Genomic DNA, 20,183 nt, shown 5'->3' with positions numbered 1-20,183 from the left:
ACGGCCCCTCATTAATTCTATTTCTACTTGCCCCCTAACGCATCCATTTGTTTTTGGATCTCATTAGCTTTAGCAGTGTTTTGTGCACCTAAATAATAAGTTTTTAAATTATTTAAAGCATCATATGATTTTGGATTTAAATCAACAGCTTTTTGCAAATATGGCCTGGCAGCTTCAAAGTCAGCTTTTGATTTTGCCAGTGCTGCTTCATATTCTTTTTGCTTGCTTGATGGCAGCTGATTTGCTGCATTATATTCATCAATTGCAGGTTTTAAAGTTACATAACCTAAATTCAGGTTAGCTTCAAAATAACTAGGATCAATATCAACAGCCTTTTTATATTGCTCAGCAGCTAAATGATAATTATCTATTTTCTTAGTTTCTAAAGCTGTTTTATCAGCAATAACCTTAGTTTTTATTTGTTGGTTACCGTAAGATTCAGCAATCTGAGAATAAGTTAAACCTAAATAATAATATAAGGTTTTGTTTTTAGGATCAGCAGCTATTGCACTTTGTATTTTTTCAACCAAAATATCCTGTTTGCCTGATTGTAAGCCAATTTCAATTTCCCTTCTGCGTAAATTATTGTCTGCCGGATATGCAGCAACCCCTGCACTTACTGTTTTTAAAGCGTTAGTAGTATCTTTCGTAGCTAAATAAATATTAGTAAGATCGTAATATATAGCTGGTTTATTAGAATAATTTGTAGTCAACAATTTAGTGTATGATGATATTGCATAGCCATAATATTTGGCATTACTATCACCTGCATTTGCAGCAGATATGCCTGTAACGTATAATGCCAAAGTATCATCCGGTGCAATCTGATGATAATAATCGAATGATTTATAAGCATCTTCAAATTTCTTGTTTTGGAATTCTGTTCTGCCTAAATCAAATTGATATGATGCTAAATTAAGGGCAGCATCATGTATCATGGTTTTGTTTTCCTGTTTAACAGAATCTAAAGATGTTGCCTTTTTTAAAGCTTCTTCTGCTATTGTAAAATTTGCAGCTTTATTGGCAGGAATAGTATCCTGGGTAACCAATGATGAATATATGGCCCCTTTTAAAGCAAAAGTTAGTGGCAGGCTTGCCGTTTTTTCATTAACAGATGCTTTATCTATTGATGTTTTTGCATCCGCCAGGTCTTTTACGCCCTGTACCTGTGTTATTTTATTCGCTTTTTCTACCGAATAACTGTCGTATTTTTCTTTGGCATTATTTAATTCGCCTTTTTGTGCAAATGCTGCTACTGATACTAAGCCCATTAGGCCTGTCATCAAGAGTTTTATTTTCATAGTGATGTTATTGATTATTTAACTGTTTTAATTTATTATTTACCCTTATTAGTTGGTTTTTGTTTTGTGTTTGTGCATAAACAAGTTGCAAAACCTGTAGCGCTCTGATATCATTCGGTGATATTTCATTAGCTTTTTCAAGCATTGCCGCTGCAAGATTAATGTTTTTTATTTTCTCCGACGGAAAAATCAAACTTTCTTTGAAATATAACAAACCAAGATTGAATATTGGGTCATAAACCGATCCGTTAATATCTATAGCCTGTAAATAGTATGTTTCCGCTAGTTTGTATTGATTAAGATTATCATAACAATTGGCGGCAACAAACGCTACACTGGCACTGTTGGGGTAAGTATCTGTCAGTGGTTTTAATAATGGTTCTAACGCTGAATACTCTTTTTTATTACTATAAATATTGGCCTCGTTCATCAACAGCAGCTTGTCATCAGGGAAACGACTCCTTCCCTTTTTGATAACTTCCAGCGCTTTGGAGGTATCCCCTATTGATTTATAGATATTTGCAGCGGCTTCAATATATTCAGCCCTTGCCGTGTCTGCATCAATTAAATGGTTATAATATTTTGCGGCATCCTGTAAATTACCTAGTTTATTATTGGAGTAAGCAATATAAAAATCAAGCTGCTTAAAGGATGGTACATATTTTTGAGCATTTAAAAATGCTTGCTCAGCATTTACAAAATCGGATGTGTTCATATACTGAAAACCAATCCGGATATAAACATTTGCAAGGCATTTCTTTATATAATCAAGCTGATCCTGAAAACTCGCGCTTTTTTTACTGATACACAGCTTATTAACCAAATCTGTAGTTTGGGTAAACAGTGTTGCCGTTTGCTTAAGTTTATTAAGCGAATCAATATATAAAATGGTGGAATTTACCAGTGCCCTGTAAACGCTTTTCTTATAATCCGCAGAATCAGCGTGGTTAGTAACAAGGCTATCTATTGATTTTTTAGCGGCTGCTAGAAACTTCAGGTCCTTTTTTTGCTTATATAGCGCCAAATTATTCACTACAGGCTTAAACACTTCCGACTGGCAGAAGGCTAAGCTTGTAGCGAACGTTAATATTAAAACCGGTATTATTATTTTACGGTTCAGCATATTTTAGTTTTATTCAGTTACTTCATCAGTTGAGGGCTCATCACCTTTGGTTTCAGTATCACCATCAGTATCCACTGCTGCTTCCGCCTCACCTGCTTCGGCAATAGCTTCATCTAATTCCTCCTCTTCGTCATGCTCAATTTTTGCAACTGATGCTATTTCGTCATCACCTTTAAGGGTAATTAAACGTACACCTTGCGTAGCACGGCCCATAGTCCTTAATTCACTAATAGCAATACGGATAATGATACCTGATTTATTGATGATCATCAGATCCTCTTTATCAGTAACACCTTTAATGGCAACAAGGTTTCCGGTTTTATCAGTAACATTAAGTGTTTTAACACCTTTACCGCCACGGTTGGTAACCCGGTAGTCATCAATATCGGTACGTTTGCCGTATCCTTTTTCGGATACCACTAAAACTGTAGTTTCCGGATCATCAATACTAATCATACCTACAACTTCGTCATTATCTCCATCAAGCGATATACCACGAACACCTGTCGCCGTACGGCCCATCGGCCTAACTGTAGCCTCGTTAAAGCGTATTGCACGGCCTGATTTTAATGCCATTACAATTTCGCTGTTACCGCTAGTTAAGTTTGCTTCTAACAATGAATCACCATCATTAATGTTGATCGCGTTGATACCATTTGCACGCGGGCGTGAGTATGCTTCAAGCGAAGTTTTCTTAATGGTACCTTTCTTGGTACACATAATGATATAGTTATTCTCCAGGTATTCCTTGTCTTTAAGGCTGATCAACTTAATATAAGCCTTAATGTTTTCTTCCTTAGGAATATTGATGATGTTCTGAATAGCACGGCCTTTTGAAGTACGCGTTCCTTCCGGAATTTCAAATACCCTCAACCAGAAACATTGCCCTGATTCAGTAAAGAACAACATGTAGTTGTGGTTTGATGCGATCAACAGATGCTCAATAAAGTCAGCATCGCGGCTATTACTGCCTAATGATCCTTTACCGCCTCTGCCCTGCCTGCGGTATTCCGTTAAGGCCGTACGTTTAATATAGCCCTCGCGCGAAATGGTAATTACCACATCCTCATCCTCAATAAAGTCTTCGGTATTCATTTCTGCCGATGAGTGAACCATCTCGGTTTTGCGCTCATCACCATACTTTTCTTTGATCTCTAAAAGCTCGTCCTTGATGATCTGCATACGTAAAGCTTCATCACCCAAAATAGAATTCAAGTAATCAATGGTTTTCATCAAGCCATCATATTCATCCTTAATCTTGTCACGTTCCAGTCCGGTTAACCTTCTTAGGGTCATATCCAGTATGGCGCGTGCCTGTATATCACTTAGGTTAAATTGAGTGATCAATCCTTCTCTCGCATCATCAGGTGTATTTGAACTGCGTATTAAGCGAATCACTTCATCCAAATGATCTAAAGCGATCAACAAGCCCTCTAAAATATGGGCTCGTTTCTGAGCTTCAGCCAATTCAAATTTTGTACGGCGAACTACAACCTCATGCCTGTGTTCAACAAAATGATGAATAAGATCTCTCAAATTCAACATCATTGGCCTGCCATGCACTAACGCTATATTATTTACACTAAATGATGTTTGTAACGATGTGTATTTGAATAAGTTATTTAATACTATCGCGGCATTAGCCTCACGTTTTATTTCATAAACAACACGGATACCTTCCCTGTTTGATTCATCCCTGATGGATGATATACCTTCAATTTTCTTTTCGTTAACCAATTCAGCGGTACGCTCAATCATTAACCCTTTATTAACCTGGTAAGGTATTTCGGTAACAATGATGCGTTCACGTTCACCGTTATAGGTTTCAATTTCAGCTCTTGCACGTAAAACTACCCTGCCGCGGCCTGTTTCCAGGGCTTCACGCGGGCCTTCAAAACCGTAGATGATACCACCTGTAGGAAAATCCGGACCTTTAACATATTGCATCAGCTCGCTAACCTCAATATTACGGTTATCTATTAATGCTATGGTAGCATCAACAACTTCCGATAAATTGTGAGGTGCCATATTTGTAGCCATACCTACCGCGATACCTGATGCCCCGTTGACCAATAAGTTAGGGAATTTTGCAGGCAATACAGTTGGTTCCTGTAGCGAATCGTCAAAGTTTAACTGGAAATCAATGGTGTCCTTATTAATATCGGCCAGCATTTCTTCAGCAATCTTTTCAAGTCTTGCCTCCGTGTAACGCATTGCCGCGGGGTTATCACCATCAATTGATCCGTAGTTACCCTGGCCTTCAACCAACGGGTAACGAAGGCTCCACTCTTGCGCCATACGCACCATGGTATCATAAACAGATGAGTCACCATGCGGGTGATATTTACCCATTACCTCACCCACAATACGGGCTGATTTTTTATAAGGTTTGTTGTTATTTAAACCAAGGTCGAGCATACCGAAAAGCACCCTTCTGTGTACCGGTTTTAAACCGTCGCGTACATCAGGCAGTGCCCTGGAAACGATTACAGACATTGAGTAATCAATGTATGCTGATCGCATTTGCTCATCAATATTTATCGAAATTATTCTGTCTTCTTTTTGTGGATTATCGTTTTCTGTTCCTTCGGCCATTGTATTTTTTTGTGAAAATCTTGTTTATAATTTTCCGTTAAAAATTGGGGTTTTTAACGACTTGCGAAGTTAAGAAATTATATCATTTTCACGCATGATTTTACTAACATTAGGCTCATTTTTTAGCTAAATACAGGTAAATTAAGGCAGTAAATTGTTAATAAAGGTAGATCCGCTTTTTTGTGCCTATTTTACCTTTTTCCAATACTCTTCTACAGCGGTTCCATTTGGCAAAATACCGGTTAAAACCAGTGTGTCGTTAACCACATGCGAGTGATAATGAATGGCAATATTTAACAGATTGGATGGTTGTACGCACCATGTTTGTGTTTCAAGGCAGGAGTCGCCATTTAATTTATAATTACCTGTTTCATATTTCTGGGGCTCGTACCCTTTTTCAATTACAAACCCTTCGTAATTTGATGATGTATAATTCCGTTGAAGTGAATATTCAGTTGGGGCGGCTTCCTTTTTCCCGTTGGTGATGTCTCCGGCATATTGCCAGGTACCCGACAGGTTATCAATCTGATGAAAAGAAGAAAATAAAATAATGGCTAAAAATAATCCCGCAACAATTCTCATAACTTATGCCCAGTTAATCCCTTTTTTTAATAATCCTAATGTTCTTTCTTCTTCGCTACCGGGTTGCGGCTGGTAGTTATACACCCATTTAGCGGTTGGTGGCAGGCTCATTAGTATTGATTCAATACGACCATTTGTTTCCAATCCGAATTTTGTACCGGCATCATAAACCAGGTTAAACTCGGTATAGCGGCTACGACGTTGGTATTGCCAGTTTTGATGATCTTCGGTAAATGCTTTATCACGATTACGGTTAATCAGTTCGGTATAAGTAGGGATAAATGAACGACCTAATGCCTGCGAAAAATCAAATATGTTTTCCCATGTAAGCGTATCGCTGGCTGTTAAACGGTCGTAAAATATACCGCCTATGCCACGTGTTTCATTACGATGTTTAATATAGAAGTAATCATCAGCCCAATGCTTAAAGCGTGCATAAAAATCGTGGCTGAATTGATCACAAACCGATTTTAAATTTTGATGGAAAAACTTAGCATCATCCTCAAAAACATAATGTGGAGTAAGGTCTATCCCTCCGCCAAACCAGCGTACCGGGTTTTCGCTGTCTTCCGATGGCATTTCGAAGTACCTGATGTTCATGTGAATAATAGGCACCATTGGATGATTTGGGTGGATAACGATGGATACACCAGTGGCAAAAAACTCATCATGCTCAACATTCAGCGCTTTTTTTATACCTAAAGGTAATGGGCCATGTACGGCTGAAAAATTAACTCCACCTTTTTCCAGTATATTCCCGTTTTGGATAATACGTGTGCGCCCACCGCCGCCGCCTTCCCGCTCCCATTTTTCTTCTTCAAATGTCGCTTTGCCATCAACCTGTTCAAGCGCGGCGCAAATTTCGTCCTGTATTAATTGGTAAGCCGCACTTATCTCTTCTTTGGAAATCATTGGAGCATATATTAATGTTAAGCAAAATTAAACAAACAATTGACTTATCGGTCAATCATTCCGATACTAATTCTCTTCTAAATAATTCAAATCTTTCCCAAAACTTTCTTTTAACTGACTAACTGCAAATAACGAGATGAGTGTCAGCGCCCCCATCATAATATAAGCGGCATTTATCATGCCATACCCTTTAGCAAGCGCCACAAAAATAAGGTTTATAGGTATTAATGAACCTCTTACAAAATTCGGAACGGTAGTAGTAACCGTAGCGCGAATATTCGTGCCAAACTGCTCCGCCGCAATGGTTATAAAGGTTGTCCAGTATCCCACACAAGTGCCCATAAACAAGCATATCCAAATGAATTGCTCGCTATTAAGGCCTTTAGCGGTCAAATAAACTACTACACTAATTGCTGATGCGGTCAGGAAAATAAACATCGTTAGTTTTCTGGATTTGGTGATCTGTGAGATCAAACCGGCAAATAAACCACCTAGGGCTATACCCAAATAAGTGTAATATATACCATCCCCCGCGCTCAACACATCTTTAGCACCCAAAGCTTTACCAAATTCAGGGCTGAGTGTAACCAGCACGCCTACAACGTACCAAAGCGGCGCGCCAATTAAAATACAATAAATATATTTTTTGAACCTGCCCCAGCTGGTAAACAAGGTAAAGAAGTTGCCTTTGGATACCTCTTTTTGTTCCATACTCTTAAACATGCCCGATTCAAAAGTGCCTAAACGTAATAAAAGCAAAATAATGCCTAAGCATCCACCAACAAAGTAAGCATCGCGCCAGTTAGCATGATCGGCAGAAAAATGGAATGGTAACCCGTGTTTAGCAACCAGATTGGCCGCGGCGGCACCAAAAAGGCCAACTACGGCCACAATCATGGTTCCGTAACCTCTTTTTTCTTTGCTCATGGTTTCGGTAACAAGCGTTATGCCCGCACCTAACTCACCGGCAAGCCCCACTCCTGCTATAAATCTTACAATAATATACAGGTTAACATCGTGCACAAAGCCATTCGCGAAATTGGCTATGGAGTATAATAATATCGACCCAAAAAGTACTTTTATCCTGCCCAGCTTATCGCCAAGAACACCCCATAAAACGCCACCTAATAGTAAGCCGAACATCTGCCAGTTAATGATTGATAAGCCATCGCTCAGCACATCAGCGGGTTTTACGCCGATGCCCAACAAGCTTGCTTTTCTTACTATCGAGAATATCAACAAATCATATATATCAACAAAATACCCTAATGAGGCTACAATTACTAAAAAAATAACGTTCCTGTTAGTGCGTGCTGATGATGGTTCGGCCATATAGTTTAAATTGGTTTGGCTAAAATATATAATTACGGCCAATTTTAAACAAAAAAAACCTCCGTAGTTAGCGGAGGCTTAGTTTTTAGTTTAGTTAGTTTAGTTGAAGTGGTTAGACTATGCTTTTTTTACATTTACTGCTTGTAATCCTTTTCTGCCTTCTTCCACATCATAGGTAACGCTATCGTTATCCTTAATGGCATTTACACCGCCTTGTACATCTTTAAAGTGTACAAACAGATCTTTGCCATCATCAGTTACAATAAAGCCGTAACCTTTTTGTGTGTTAAACCATTTTACTTTTCCAGTTTTCATAATAAAATAATCGTATTAATAATTCGTGTTAAAAACATTATAACTAAAGCCAAACTGAATATAAATGGATTTAATAATCAGAAAGGAAAATAGAAACCTGTCTTTTTCAAATATATAAAATAATTAATAACCAAATAAAATTATTTATTTGGCTAAATAGTTAATTCTTAATAGGGTAACAGCCGTTTGTAACCATCTGAAAATTCCGTTAAGCGTGCGCGGATACACATCACATTTACCCGGTTTTTTCAAATATTACACTAATATAAATTTGTTTACGCTAAAAATCAATAGGTAATATAAAATTGTAATCTATACTCAACATTATGCTTTAATGGTTGTTAAACAGTACTTAAAGCAACGTAGGCTTATATTTTATGGCAAAACACACTTATAATACCGGCATTATTGGTAATTGCGCCTTTTTAGCGCACATTAATACAAATACTAACATTGAATGGCTATGCTGGCCACGTTTCGACAGCACTTTTATTTTTGGCGGATTATTAGACAAAAAGAAAGGTGGCGAATTCTCCATTTTACCACAAAGTGGATACACTTCTCATCAATATTACCTGGAGAACACTAATGTTTTAGTAACTGAAATTACCGTTGATAATGGGAATTCTTATCGCGTTACGGATTTCGCACCACGCTATTACTATAATCAACGGTATTATAAACCGCTGATGCTGATCAGGAAGATTGAAGCTATAGAAGGCTCGCCACGGGTTACCGTTAAATGCACACCGGTTTCTGATTATGGTAAAACTAAATTGAATGTTAACCGTGGAAGCAATCATATTCAGTTTTTGGGTGGAGATGAAAATATCAGGCTTACTACCAATATTCCCATCAGTTATGTTTTTGATGAGCATGCTTTTGTGCTGAACGAACCCAAATACCTGGTGTTAACTTATGGTGAGCCATTAGAGGCCCCGCTTATTTCAACAGCAGAGCGTTTTTTAAGGGAGACAACCCAATACTGGCAAACATGGATCAAGCACTCGTCGATAGCTACATTTTATCAACCTGTTGTGATACGCTCGGCTTTAACGCTTAAAATTCATCAGTATGAAGACACAGGAGCCATTATTGCTGCCAGTACCACCAGTTTACCCGAATCACCGGGAAGTGGGCGTACATGGGATTATCGCTATTGCTGGCTGCGTGACACTTACTATGTGATAACTGCCTTAAATCACATTGGCCATTTTGAAGAAATGGAGAAATATTTTGGTTATGTAACGGATATTTCTGTTGCCGAAGACAAACGGTACCAACCGCTTTATGGCATAACCGGCCAGAAAAAACTTACCGAAATTATTTTAGATGATTTAGAGGGTTACGAGGGTAATCAACCGGTACGCATTGGTAATCAGGCTTATGAACATATTCAGAATGATATTTACGGGCAGGTTTTGATCTCGCTTCTTCCTCTGTATACTGACCACCGTTTTATTTTTTCTGAACGGAAAGATTCCGCGCGATGGCTGGAGTTTTTATTGGCAAAAATAGAAGCCACGATAGATGAGAAAGATGCAGGCATTTGGGAATTTAGAAACATGGCCGATGTGCATTGCTACAGTAATCTGTTTCAATGGGCTGGTGCTTCCGCTGCTGAAAAAATGGCGAGAACAATTAAAAATGATGATTTGATTGAAAGGGCTGTCGCGATGAAAAATCGCGCGGCTGAACATATTGAAAGTTGTTACGACCCGGTAAGAAAGGTTTACACCAATGCGGCCGGAGGCACAAGTTTAGATGCAAGTACCCTGCAATTAATTTTGATGAATTACCTTGACCCTACTTCGGATAAAGCAAAGGATCATTTAATTGCATTAGAGAAGGAGTTGAAGACAGATAATGGATTATTTTACAGGTATTTATATAAAGATGATTTCGGCAGGCCTAAAACTACATTCCTGATATGCGCATTTTGGTATGTAGAAGCTTTAGCCGCCGTTGGGCGCATGGATGATGCCATAAAGGAATTTGAAAACCTTTTACAATTCTCCAATCACTTGCTATTGTTTAGTGAGGATGTAGATGAAAATGACGGCAGCCAATGGGGTAATTTCCCGCAGGCTTACAGCCATGTAGGTTTGATGAATGCCGCATACCGGATAGCTATGAAGTTGGATAGGCCTATATTCTTGTAAACATATATCATAAACCATTGTCATTCTGAGCGTAGCGAAGAATCTTCTAACAGTGCAAAGTTCGCTATACAGATCGAAGAAGATTCTTCGCTACGCTCAGAATGACAAGTATTATTAAATAGATTTATCATTCAAAACAGTACTTTCTGTCAAATCAAACAAAAAGCGCCTAACCTCAGTTGGACTTCTAAGATAGAATTTAGCGGCTGATATATTGCTTCCTACCTTTACGGTAATTGCAGAGTCGGGCAAAGCTTTAAACAAATCTTCATCGGTATAATCATCGCCGAAGGCCATAATAAAATCGTAATCCTCATTCGTGGTTAACGTTAAAGCAGCTTTACCTTTATTTATCTCCATATTCTTTATTTCCAGCACCTTATCTCCGGGTAAAAGTTGCAACCCCTTGTCATTTGCCTGGTACTTTAAGTTATCTATCAATTCATTTGCCCTTAATTCACCCAAACCTTTTTGAGCTTTACGATAATGCCAGGCCAATGAATATGTTTTCTCTTCTATAAATGATCCAGGTGTTCGGTCAACATATGTTTCCATTATCGGGTAAATGTCCTGTTTCCAATTGTCTGATAAGCCTTGTATTTTATGCCAACGGGTATTTTGCTGTTTATGCCAAGCCCCATGCTCGGCAATCAGGTAAATATTTCTATCATCAAACCAATTGTTCAGGTTCTCGTGTTTCCGGCCACTTATTATTACCACATGATTCGCCGGATCTTCGGTAAGATGGTCTAATAGCAGGTATAACTCCTGATCCGGGCTGGCATCGGCAACATTAGATTTGAAAGCCACTAATGTGCCATCATAATCTAAAAAGATTAATCTTTTTTTAGTTTTCGCATAGCGGTTAATTATAGATTGCCCGGTAGCCCCGCTCACGTGCCTTGTCTGCATCGATCGTTGCAATGTTTTTACCTCTTTCAGGCGCTCCATAAAAATTTTAACCCAATGTGTAATATTAAACTTTGCAACTAACTGACGCATTTGCTGCATCCTGGCTTGTTGTTCAACCAGTGGCATATTTAATGCTTCTATAATAGCGCGGCATATCTCGCCAATGTTATTTGGATTTACAATAACAGCATCAATTAATTCTTTAGATGCGCCTGCCATCTCACTTAATATCAGTACACCATCATTATTTATTCTGCTGGCTACATACTCTTTACTAACCAAATTCATGCCGTCGCGCATTGGTGTTACCAGGCAAACGTCGGCCGAATAATATAGCGCAGAAAGTGCCTCTATTGGGAACGACCGGTAATAATAATGCACCGGTGTCCAGTCCATCGTACGATAAATTGCATTAATGCTCCCCACCTTTTTATCGATCTCATCATGCAGGTGCTGATACTGAGGAACAGTATCACGCGAAGGCACAACGATCATGTAAAGGGTTATGTTATTAATATACTCTGGGTGTGTATTTAACAAAAGTTCATAGGCTTCCAATCGTTGTAAAATACCTTTACTGTAGTCTAACCTGTCAATTGATAATATCAACCGGGTATGCTTAAAGCTTTCTTTTATCTGTTTTATCTGATCGATAACCTCCTTTTGTTTTGGCAGCGTAGCATATTTATGTTCATCAATCCCCATAGGGAACGATTCAACAACTATTGACCGGTCATTAGAACTGATAATATTGGCTGATGACGTTACGGGTAACACCCTGGTAACTGCACTCAAAAAGTGCCGCACATCATCAAACGTATGAAAGCCTATCAGGTCGGCACCCAGCATTCCCTCAAGTAGCTCGGAGCGCCAGGGTATCAACCTAAACATTTCATGCGATGGAAAAGGTATATGTAGAAAAAAGCCTATAGAAACATCCGGCAGGGCATTTCTTACCAGTGCGGGCAGCAATAATAATTGATAATCATGTATCCAAATGGTATCACCCGGTTCAGCAACTTTTAAAACAGCATCTTTAAACTTCTCATTTACTAGTTTGTAATAGTCCCAGTTAGACTGGCTATAGCTTGCATAGCTTGATGCATAATAATGAAATACCGGCCACAGTACTTCGTTCGAGAAACCTTCATAATATTCACTGATCTCCTGTTGTGTTAAATACACCGGCAACAGGCTTAAGTCATTTAGTTTTTGGTTGATGGTATCCTGATCCTGCGGATCCTCAACCTCAAGCCCAGGCCAGCCAATCCAAACGTTATCTCCGTCTTTGTATATCGATCCTAAACCTGTAGCTAAACCGCCCTCACTTGGCGAAAGTTGGTACTCATTATTGTTTTTAGTAATTTTTACTGGTAATCTGTTTGATATAATTATCGTTTTAGGCATAATAAAATAGTATTACTTAATAATGCCTGGAGTTCAAATTTGTTTTAGTTAGTATATATCTGCGTTTAGTAAAATACTATAACAACAAAAAAGCCACTGCTTACGCAATGGCTTAATAAATTGTATTAGAGCAATTTGTTATTTTACTTTTTGAAAAAAGAAAACATCATTACTTTGATTTACTCTAACTAAAACTTCAGCAGCGCTGCTTTTTAAGTCAACAAAGTAAACAGTTTCAGCAAAATTTGTGTTTGCACCGTTTGTTTCCAATTTAATTACTTCATTAACATCATAACCAGCATATTGAGAAGCAATTTCTTTTTTTGCTTTCTCGTCGATAGTGCTGTAAGCAACATCCTGGGTTAAACCAAGGTACTCGCCGTTCATGTTGTAAAAAGCAGTCTTTTTAACACCATTTGATAAAAAGGTTGCTTTTTGAGTGTTTGAGGTTATTGTCCAGGTTACATCTTTTGCATCACTGAAATTTCCTTCAAAGTCATTTTGTACAGCGTAAGAAACAGTTGCAGTTTTTTCGGTTTTTTTACCACCATCAGCGGCATAAACACTCGTGCCTAAAAGGCCAATTGTTGCGATTGTTAAAAATATCTTTTTCATGTTGTTTTAAATTTTAAATCCATAACAAATGTATGGCATAATTATTAAATTACTCAATAAATTTGAATTTTTATGAATTTTTAATAATTAATAGGCTTTTAAGCAATAAAATTTAATTTTTCGCAATGAACTTAGTGTATATATTACAATATGTAGCCTTCTTAATAACTTACTTCTAACTTGCTAAATCGATACAAAACCTTAAATTAACCCTTTTTTAACAATAAATTCACCCATTATCGGCAAAGCCAGGGTATAAGGTCATTCCTCCATCAACAAAAATGGTAGTACCTGTGATATAATCAGCCTCATCCGATGCCAGCCACGCGGCCACTTTACCAATATCATCAGGCTCACCTATCCTATCATAAGGAATTAAGGTTAATAAACTCTTTAATGCTTCGGGTGTACTCCAAGCAGATTGGTTAATATGCGTTTGTATAGCACCCGGCCCTATTGATACCACCCTGATTTTGTGCGGAGCCAGTTCCTGGGCCATACTCTTCATCATCATCATTACGCCGCCTTTACTGGTAGCGTAGTTTACGTGACCACCCCAGGGGATAACTTCGTGCACACTGCTCATACAGATGATTTTTCCGGCAGCCTTGCTCCTGCCTTCAATAACGCCTCTTTTAATAAACTCCTTTGCCGCTTCGCGTGAGCATAAAAACTGCCCGGTTAAGTTTATACCGATCACTGTATTCCATTCCTCCATGGTCATATCCACAAATTTGGAGTCGCGTTGCAGGCCAGCATTGTTTACTAAGATGTCAATTGTACCGTATTGCTGGTACATTTCGGCAAACATGGCTTGTACATCGGCTTCATTGCTTACATCTGCATGTATAGCGTAAGCCTGGCCACCCGCAGCCGTAATTTCGTCGACAGTTTGTTCTGCAACCTCGTGCGCGTCAACATGGTTTATAATAACTTTTGCACCAGCCATAGCTAAAGCCACGGCTACGCCTTTACCTATCCCGCTATCAGCGCCGGTAACCAAGGCTGCCTGGCCCTGTAATGTTTGTATTTGATTCATATTGTAAGATGTAATGTTTTACCTGTTAAGATAAGGAATGAAATTGTAAGGATTTAGTTTTGGTAAAGAAAAGATATACCCAATTGTTAGCTTATGCTTCACAACAACAAGCTATCTATAAAACATCCAGATTCACTTAACCTGCAAAGTCCACTTAGGTACATAGCCGGTATTGCTATTATAACGTACTTTATAATAACGGTCACCTTTTTCAAGCACATCAACTTGTGAATAGTTAGGAATCGATGTAACAATTTCGGAACTCAGATTATCCTGCTCGCGCATATTTACAATACCGGTTACATTAGCTTTTACCATGGTAGTATATAAAAAACCATTATTTACCGCTATAATTTTAACAGGTTTGGTTTCAACACGCGCTGCTTGTAGCTGCTGAATCTTTGTAGTATCTGATTTAGCAGGTTTAGTAGGCGAAATTTGTTTTGGAATAGCATCAACAATTTGAGTATTTAAACCATGCTTTTTCTTGTGATGCTTAGTTTTAATTATTGGTTCAGGGGTAATAACTTCGGTTATTTGTTTGGCTTTTGAATGATCGGGTGCATTCATGGCCTTAATTACATAATCGCCAAAAATACAGGTGATTAAAATTAAAATAATAGTGAATATTATGTCAATAGCCATGCGGGTTCTGTTGCTGATTGAAGGAGTAGCCTTGTATTTCTCACTTGCAGATGTATGTGCGTTTTGGCCGGTTTTAAATTTGTTTAGTGCTGCATCATATTGCTTGCGTTTAAAAGGATCATTTAAAACTTCATAAGCCTCCTGGATCTCCCTAAAACGGCTTTCAAAGTATTTGTCATTCTGATTAAGATCGGGATGAAATTTTTTGGAGAGCTTACGGTAAGCCTCCTTAATTTCAATTGACGAACAATTTGTATCCGTACCAAGAATGTAATAGAAATCCTTCATGCTCAATCAAAACAAATAGTTAGCCCCTATTTGATTAATTATTAAGCATTTAGTTTAATTAAGAAGGGTAATAATTTTAAAGTTCTTTTATATACTTCAAAAACAGGTGTAGCGCCTCTCTTTTTCCTTCGGTTAAATCAAAATCCAGTTTGTGCATCAGGTAGTCTTCCAGGTTGAAATCATTGCGGACGGGCAGTTCTTTAATTACATCCGCCCGATGATCTAAACCAAACTTTAAAACCTGGTTAAACTCGTCAACAAATTCCTTAGGAATTGGTTTATTAGCGATCCAGGCCGCAAAGCAAAATGGCAACCCTGTAAATTTTCGCCATTCTTCAGCCAAATCATATACGTATTTGTATTTTTCTTTTTGGCCGAATGTACGATCACCTATCAGCACAAACGCTGTTTCCGGATCTGTTGAAGTTGTATAATCATCAGCACCTTCAATTAACTCCGGACTCACCTTCCAGTAATTTTTCAGTAATACCTTTGATAGATTGTTTGAAGATCTTGATTGCGGATCAAGCTGAAGCTTTTTCACATCCTTAATATCGATATTGCTAAAAATAAACACCGAATTAACCGCGCCAACGGCACCAATGCAATAATCTGACACAATCTCCCAGTAAGGTAAATTTAACGTGGCTGCTACTGGAATAAGGCCAATATCAACCACATCGTCAATCAGCTTCTGCGCGCAATCTGTAGGATTATCGAGGCTGAGTTCTATTTTATTAATAAAGTCGGTATGTTGTATGCCGTATATAAATGGTTTGGTGTTAGTATAGCTAACGGCCGATATTCTGAATTTCATTTTTAGTCTAGTATCAAGTAGCTTTTTTAGTATCAAGTCGCTAGTATCAAGTAGCAAGACTTTTTTGTTTTTGGGTGATGATTTATAGTATTCTGTAGTTCGTATGCAGATCAGTCTCGATACTTGATACTAACTACTTGCTACTTTCAAATGTTCTGAGTCGTTAAAATCTACGATCTCGAATTTATTGCCATCGTAGGTAACTTTATATAGCACCAGGTTTTGATGCGGAAAGGTTTCCATTTCACTCAATGGTTTACCGGTTAACAGGCAAAGCAATAAACGCATTGCGCGGCCATGCATGCATATTAAAACAGTTTTTTCCTCCGGATGGCTCATGATAATGTCCAACGCGATTTTTTGGCGGGCCTCCACTTCGTTGGGGCTTTCGCCTCCTTCAAACTTGGTGTCGAGTTTACCATCAACCCAATCACGTACCAATTTTAAAAACTGCGCAGTGGTTTCAGGTGTGCTGGGTTGGCCCTCGTGTATACCCCAGGCTAGCTCATCAAGGCCTTCCAGTTTTTCGTAAGGTATACCCAAATCAATAAATTGCTGTATGCTTTGTTGGGTACGTTTTAATTCCGATATGTATATTTTATCGAATGGTACATTCTTATAAGCATTAAAAAACAGCCTGGCCTGCTTGCGGCCTTCTTCGTTTAAATCGGTGTTCATCCCCCGCCCTTGTACAATTCCCTGTTTGTTAAGGTCTGTTTGCCCGTGGCGAACGATGTATAATGTTTTTTGTATCATTTATATTTGACCAAAACAGTCAAAACAAAACTAAGCTTGTTTTACTATTTAGTTTTAGTTAATTACAGGCAATTTATAGAATGAAGGCTTAACTTCTTCCGGGAATTGGTAATCGTTATAATCTGTAACTACATTGTATAGCGTATCACGTTCAATAGGATGCCTGCCTACGTGCTTGATTAACTCAACCAGTTGCCTGGTACTCATACCCGGATGCTGCTCCTCACTACCCGCCATTGTATAAATTTTAGTGGTATCATCAAGCGTTCCATCTATATCATCCACACCAAAATTCAATGAAAGCTGAGCGGTAGTACGACTGATCATAGCCCAATATGCTTTAATATGATCAAAATTATCAAGGTAGATACGTGATATAGCATAGTTGCGTAAATCTTCAATAACAGTTGATTCCGGCACATCCGACATCTGGTTATCCTTATTCCTGAATTTTAGTGGTATAAAGGTTTGGAACCCTCCAGTCTTATCCTGTAAGGTACGTAGCCTGTCCATGTGATCAATTCGGTGCCAATGTTTTTCGATGTGACCATAGAGCATGGTAGCATTTGAACGCATACCCAGCTTGTGCCATTCCTCATGTATCGCCAACCATTGGTCGCCGGTACATTTATCTTTGGAGATCAGATCCCTAACTTCCGGATGGAATATTTCTGCACCACCACCTGGTATCGATTCTAAACCGGCTTCCTTCATCAGACGCATGCCGGTGGCATAATCTATTTTAGCTTTTTTAAATATGTAATGATATTCAACCGGTGTAAGTGCCTTCACATGCAGATCGGGGCGATGTTTTTTGATCCTGGTAAATAGTTCCGAATAAAAAGCCACATCGTATTGAGGCAATACGCCACCAACAATATGCACTTCGGTAACAGGTTCATTATCGTATTTTTTTACGATGTCGAACATTTCATCCATGGTATACTCCCACCCTTGCGAGCGTTCTTTTATCAACCTTGAATAGGAACAAAACTTGCAATCATAAACACAAAGATTGGTAGGCTCAATATGAAAGTTACGGTTAAAATAGGTGTTGTCGCCATGGCGCTTTTCGCGTATGTAATTGGCAAGGATGCCAAGATAACCCAGTTCGCCTTTTTCAAAAAGTAAAACACCTTCATCAAAGGTAATGCGCTCGGCATTCAGCACTTTTTCTGCAATGTGTTTTAAATCAGCAGGTAAATCCGGGTTTTGTATTAATAGCTGTAAATTACGTGCTGCTTCCATTAAAAATCCTTTGTACAAAAGTAAGAAATGTAAATGTAATGCCCATGTAATATCTAATCTATCTGTTTAAACATTCTTTTTAGGGCTTTGAACAGAATGCTATAGACCTAAACTTAAGCTTACTAAAAGGTGTTTTGATAATAATAACTATAAAAATTAACCTGCCCTAAATGCACGACAAAAAACGACTATTATTTTAAATAATATTAATAATATCAAACAGTATAAATAGATTATTACTTATAAATAAGCACATTACAAAAGAAATAACGTTATGGAATGGTTTTAGATGATACTAATGAAACTAACACAACAAAACCATGACAAACCTATTGTACATCATTGCAGTCATCCTGGTAATATGCTGGGCTATCGGATTTTTCGCTTATTCAGCAGGCGGAATCATTCACGTATTATTGATAATCGCTATCATAGCATTAATCCTTGGCGTTATTCGCAGGGCATAATATCTACATTTAAACTAAAAAGCCAGGTTAGTATTACCAATCTGGCTTTTTCATTATTAAGATTTCTTTTTAGGTACTTTAGCCCCTTCTTTTCGCGCTTCAGATAATCCTATCGCGATGGCCTGTTTTCGTGAGGTCACTTTTTTATCGCTGTTGCCGCTTTTAAGCTTTCCCTCTTTCATTTCGTGCATGGTTTTTTCTACTTTTTCCCCTGCTTTTTCTGAATATTTTGCCATGTTAGTATAGTTTATGGTTAGCAATGCTATAATAACAATCGCATAAATTATAGGTTTTAATTTAAAAGAGAAAATACCTGTTATTTGAAACAGAAAAAGGCGATGATATTCATCGCCTTTTTATAATTCTCCTATTTTGGGAGATGCAGAATAGTTACTTCGCAGCAACGGCTTTTCTTACAGTAGTTTTAGCGGCCCCTGCTTTTGCAGCTATCGTTTTTTTAGCTGTTGCGGTTTCACTTTTTGCTTTATCGCTTATTGTTTTTGCTTTGGTAACTGCTTTAGCTTTTACGTTTGCCGCTTCTTTTTTGGCAGATGCAGCTTCAGTTTTTACTTTTGCGGTTATTTCTTTCGCTTTGGTATCAGCTTTGGCTTTTACATCGGCTGCAGTACTTTTAGCTTTGGTTGCAGCAACAGATGCTTTGTGATCAACGGTAGCTTTAGTGGCAGTTGCCTTTTCAGCAACAGTTTCTTTTTTATCCGCTACCGACTTTTTAATGCTGTTTAATTTATCTCCTGCTTTATCTTTTAGCTCTTCGGCATTGTCTTTTGTATCATCCCAAAGATTTTCAATTGTTTCTTTAACCTTTTCAAAAAATCCTTTTGTTTCAGGTTTAGTGCTTTTTGTGCTCATGGTTTTATGTTAGATTGTTTGGTTATAATTTTATATACAGCAAACAATGCAACTATTGTACCAATCTTATTAGCACCTTTAAAAGTTAGGTTTCAGCACATATTTATCGTAGAAACGGAAAATATGATCTGTTGCCTCCTCAGCGGTATCAACTAAACGATACAAATTCAGGTCATCTGGCGCTATGTTATGTTCATGCTCCAGCATATTCTTTTTAACCCAATCAAACAGTCCGCCCCAGTAATCTACCCCAACAAAAACAATCGGAAAACGGGCTATCTTCCCGGTTTGGATCAGGGTCATCGCCTCGAAAGCCTCATCCATGGTACCAAAACCGCCCGGTAATACGATGAAACCTTGCGAATACTTCATAAACATCACTTTACGTACAAAAAAGTAGTCAAAGTCCAGTATTTTATCCCGGTCGATGTACCTGTTGTGAAACTGCTCAAATGGCAACTCTATGTTTAAGCCTACTGATTTACCACCGGCTTCAAAAGCGCCTTTGTTAGCTGCCTCCATAATGCCCGGCCCACCACCAGAAATTACACCATAACCACGCTCAGAAAGTAAGCGGGCACAGGTCTCAGATATTTGATAATATTTATTATCATTATGCGTACGCGCCGAACCGAATATAGATACGCACGGCCCTATCTTAGCCAGTTTATCAAAGCCATCAACAAACTCAGCCATTATTTTAAATATCTGCCAGGAGTCGGTAACCTTAATTTCCTGCCAGTCTTTATTTTCAAACGCGCGCCTTATTTTATCATCATTTGTCATAGTATATAAAT

19 protein-coding genes are annotated in these 20,183 nt (G+C 38.3%); 2 read left to right on the top strand and 17 right to left on the bottom strand.

Annotated elements, in window-relative coordinates:
* Window positions 1–23: 23 nt before the first annotated feature.
* The 7 genes from GSQ74_RS21585 to GSQ74_RS21555 form a co-directional block, all read right to left on the bottom strand.
* Window positions 24–1,301, bottom strand: a complete 1,278-nt coding sequence (locus GSQ74_RS21585) for a lipopolysaccharide assembly protein LapB (RefSeq protein WP_158996269.1) — start codon at window positions 1,299–1,301, stop codon at window positions 24–26.
* A gap of 7 nt (window positions 1,302–1,308) precedes the next feature.
* Complete coding sequence (locus tag GSQ74_RS21580) at window positions 1,309–2,424, bottom strand: lipopolysaccharide assembly protein LapB (RefSeq protein WP_158996268.1); 1,116 nt, start codon at window positions 2,422–2,424, stop codon at window positions 1,309–1,311.
* Window positions 2,425–2,433: 9 nt separating this feature from the next.
* Window positions 2,434–5,019: a DNA gyrase subunit A gene (gene gyrA / locus GSQ74_RS21575; protein ID WP_158996267.1), complete on the bottom strand. Its 2,586-nt coding sequence runs from the start codon at window positions 5,017–5,019 to the stop codon at window positions 2,434–2,436.
* A gap of 186 nt (window positions 5,020–5,205) precedes the next feature.
* On the bottom strand, window positions 5,206–5,601 hold the full coding sequence (locus GSQ74_RS21570; RefSeq protein ID WP_158996266.1) for a hypothetical protein: 396 nt from the start codon (window positions 5,599–5,601) through the stop codon (window positions 5,206–5,208).
* A gap of 3 nt (window positions 5,602–5,604) precedes the next feature.
* Window positions 5,605–6,513, bottom strand: a complete 909-nt coding sequence (gene hemF / locus GSQ74_RS21565) for an oxygen-dependent coproporphyrinogen oxidase (protein ID WP_158996265.1) — start codon at window positions 6,511–6,513, stop codon at window positions 5,605–5,607.
* Between the two features lie 66 nt (window positions 6,514–6,579).
* On the bottom strand, window positions 6,580–7,845 hold the full coding sequence (locus tag GSQ74_RS21560) for an MFS transporter (RefSeq protein WP_158996264.1): 1,266 nt from the start codon (window positions 7,843–7,845) through the stop codon (window positions 6,580–6,582).
* A gap of 117 nt (window positions 7,846–7,962) precedes the next feature.
* Window positions 7,963–8,160: a cold-shock protein gene (locus GSQ74_RS21555; protein WP_144912316.1), complete on the bottom strand. Its 198-nt coding sequence runs from the start codon at window positions 8,158–8,160 to the stop codon at window positions 7,963–7,965.
* A gap of 377 nt (window positions 8,161–8,537) precedes the next feature.
* On the opposite strand from GSQ74_RS21555, the gene GSQ74_RS21550 reads away from it, so the two are divergent.
* Window positions 8,538–10,322, top strand: a complete 1,785-nt coding sequence (locus tag GSQ74_RS21550; RefSeq protein ID WP_158996263.1) for a glycoside hydrolase family 15 protein — start codon at window positions 8,538–8,540, stop codon at window positions 10,320–10,322.
* 114 nt (window positions 10,323–10,436) lie between these two features.
* Here the strand turns inward: GSQ74_RS21550 and GSQ74_RS21545 are convergent, their stop codons facing one another.
* The 7 genes from GSQ74_RS21545 to mqnE form a co-directional block, all read right to left on the bottom strand.
* Window positions 10,437–12,641: a bifunctional alpha,alpha-trehalose-phosphate synthase (UDP-forming)/trehalose-phosphatase gene (locus GSQ74_RS21545; RefSeq protein WP_158996262.1), complete on the bottom strand. Its 2,205-nt coding sequence runs from the start codon at window positions 12,639–12,641 to the stop codon at window positions 10,437–10,439.
* 138 nt (window positions 12,642–12,779) lie between these two features.
* Window positions 12,780–13,256: a hypothetical protein gene (locus GSQ74_RS21540; RefSeq protein WP_158996261.1), complete on the bottom strand. Its 477-nt coding sequence runs from the start codon at window positions 13,254–13,256 to the stop codon at window positions 12,780–12,782.
* A gap of 229 nt (window positions 13,257–13,485) precedes the next feature.
* Entirely contained in the window at window positions 13,486–14,295 is an 810-nt protein-coding gene (locus GSQ74_RS21535; protein WP_158996260.1) for an SDR family oxidoreductase, read from the bottom strand.
* Window positions 14,296–14,427: 132 nt separating this feature from the next.
* On the bottom strand, window positions 14,428–15,228 hold the full coding sequence (locus GSQ74_RS21530) for an SH3 domain-containing protein (RefSeq protein ID WP_158996259.1): 801 nt from the start codon (window positions 15,226–15,228) through the stop codon (window positions 14,428–14,430).
* A gap of 76 nt (window positions 15,229–15,304) precedes the next feature.
* Entirely contained in the window at window positions 15,305–16,045 is a 741-nt protein-coding gene (locus GSQ74_RS21525) for a menaquinone biosynthetic enzyme MqnA/MqnD family protein (protein WP_158996258.1), read from the bottom strand.
* A gap of 129 nt (window positions 16,046–16,174) precedes the next feature.
* Window positions 16,175–16,801, bottom strand: a complete 627-nt coding sequence (locus GSQ74_RS21520; protein WP_174236945.1) for a histidine phosphatase family protein — start codon at window positions 16,799–16,801, stop codon at window positions 16,175–16,177.
* 54 nt (window positions 16,802–16,855) lie between these two features.
* Entirely contained in the window at window positions 16,856–18,049 is a 1,194-nt protein-coding gene (mqnE, locus tag GSQ74_RS21515) for an aminofutalosine synthase MqnE (protein WP_158996257.1), read from the bottom strand.
* Between the two features lie 320 nt (window positions 18,050–18,369).
* Here mqnE and GSQ74_RS21510 point away from each other — a divergent pair, with 320 nt between their 5' ends.
* Entirely contained in the window at window positions 18,370–18,516 is a 147-nt protein-coding gene (locus tag GSQ74_RS21510; protein ID WP_158996256.1) for a lmo0937 family membrane protein, read from the top strand.
* A 56-nt stretch (window positions 18,517–18,572) separates the two neighbouring features.
* On the opposite strand, the gene GSQ74_RS21505 is transcribed toward GSQ74_RS21510, so the two are convergent.
* The 3 genes from GSQ74_RS21505 to GSQ74_RS21495 all read right to left on the bottom strand — a co-directional run bounded on the left by GSQ74_RS21505 (window position 18,573) and on the right by GSQ74_RS21495 (window position 20,172).
* Window positions 18,573–18,752, bottom strand: coding sequence for a DUF6496 domain-containing protein (locus tag GSQ74_RS21505; protein WP_158996255.1), 180 nt, complete (start codon window positions 18,750–18,752; stop codon window positions 18,573–18,575).
* A 154-nt stretch (window positions 18,753–18,906) separates the two neighbouring features.
* Window positions 18,907–19,386, bottom strand: a complete 480-nt coding sequence (locus GSQ74_RS21500; RefSeq protein ID WP_158996254.1) for a hypothetical protein — start codon at window positions 19,384–19,386, stop codon at window positions 18,907–18,909.
* A gap of 78 nt (window positions 19,387–19,464) precedes the next feature.
* Entirely contained in the window at window positions 19,465–20,172 is a 708-nt protein-coding gene (locus tag GSQ74_RS21495; RefSeq protein WP_158996253.1) for a TIGR00730 family Rossman fold protein, read from the bottom strand.
* Window positions 20,173–20,183: the final 11 nt, after the last annotated feature.

Origin of the sequence: Mucilaginibacter sp. L196 (assembly GCF_009765905.1) — a bacterium.
Classification (GTDB): Bacteria; Bacteroidota; Bacteroidia; order Sphingobacteriales; family Sphingobacteriaceae; genus Mucilaginibacter.
The sequence above is the reverse complement of the archived record's forward strand: the minus strand, read 5'-3'. Positions and strand labels throughout refer to the sequence as shown.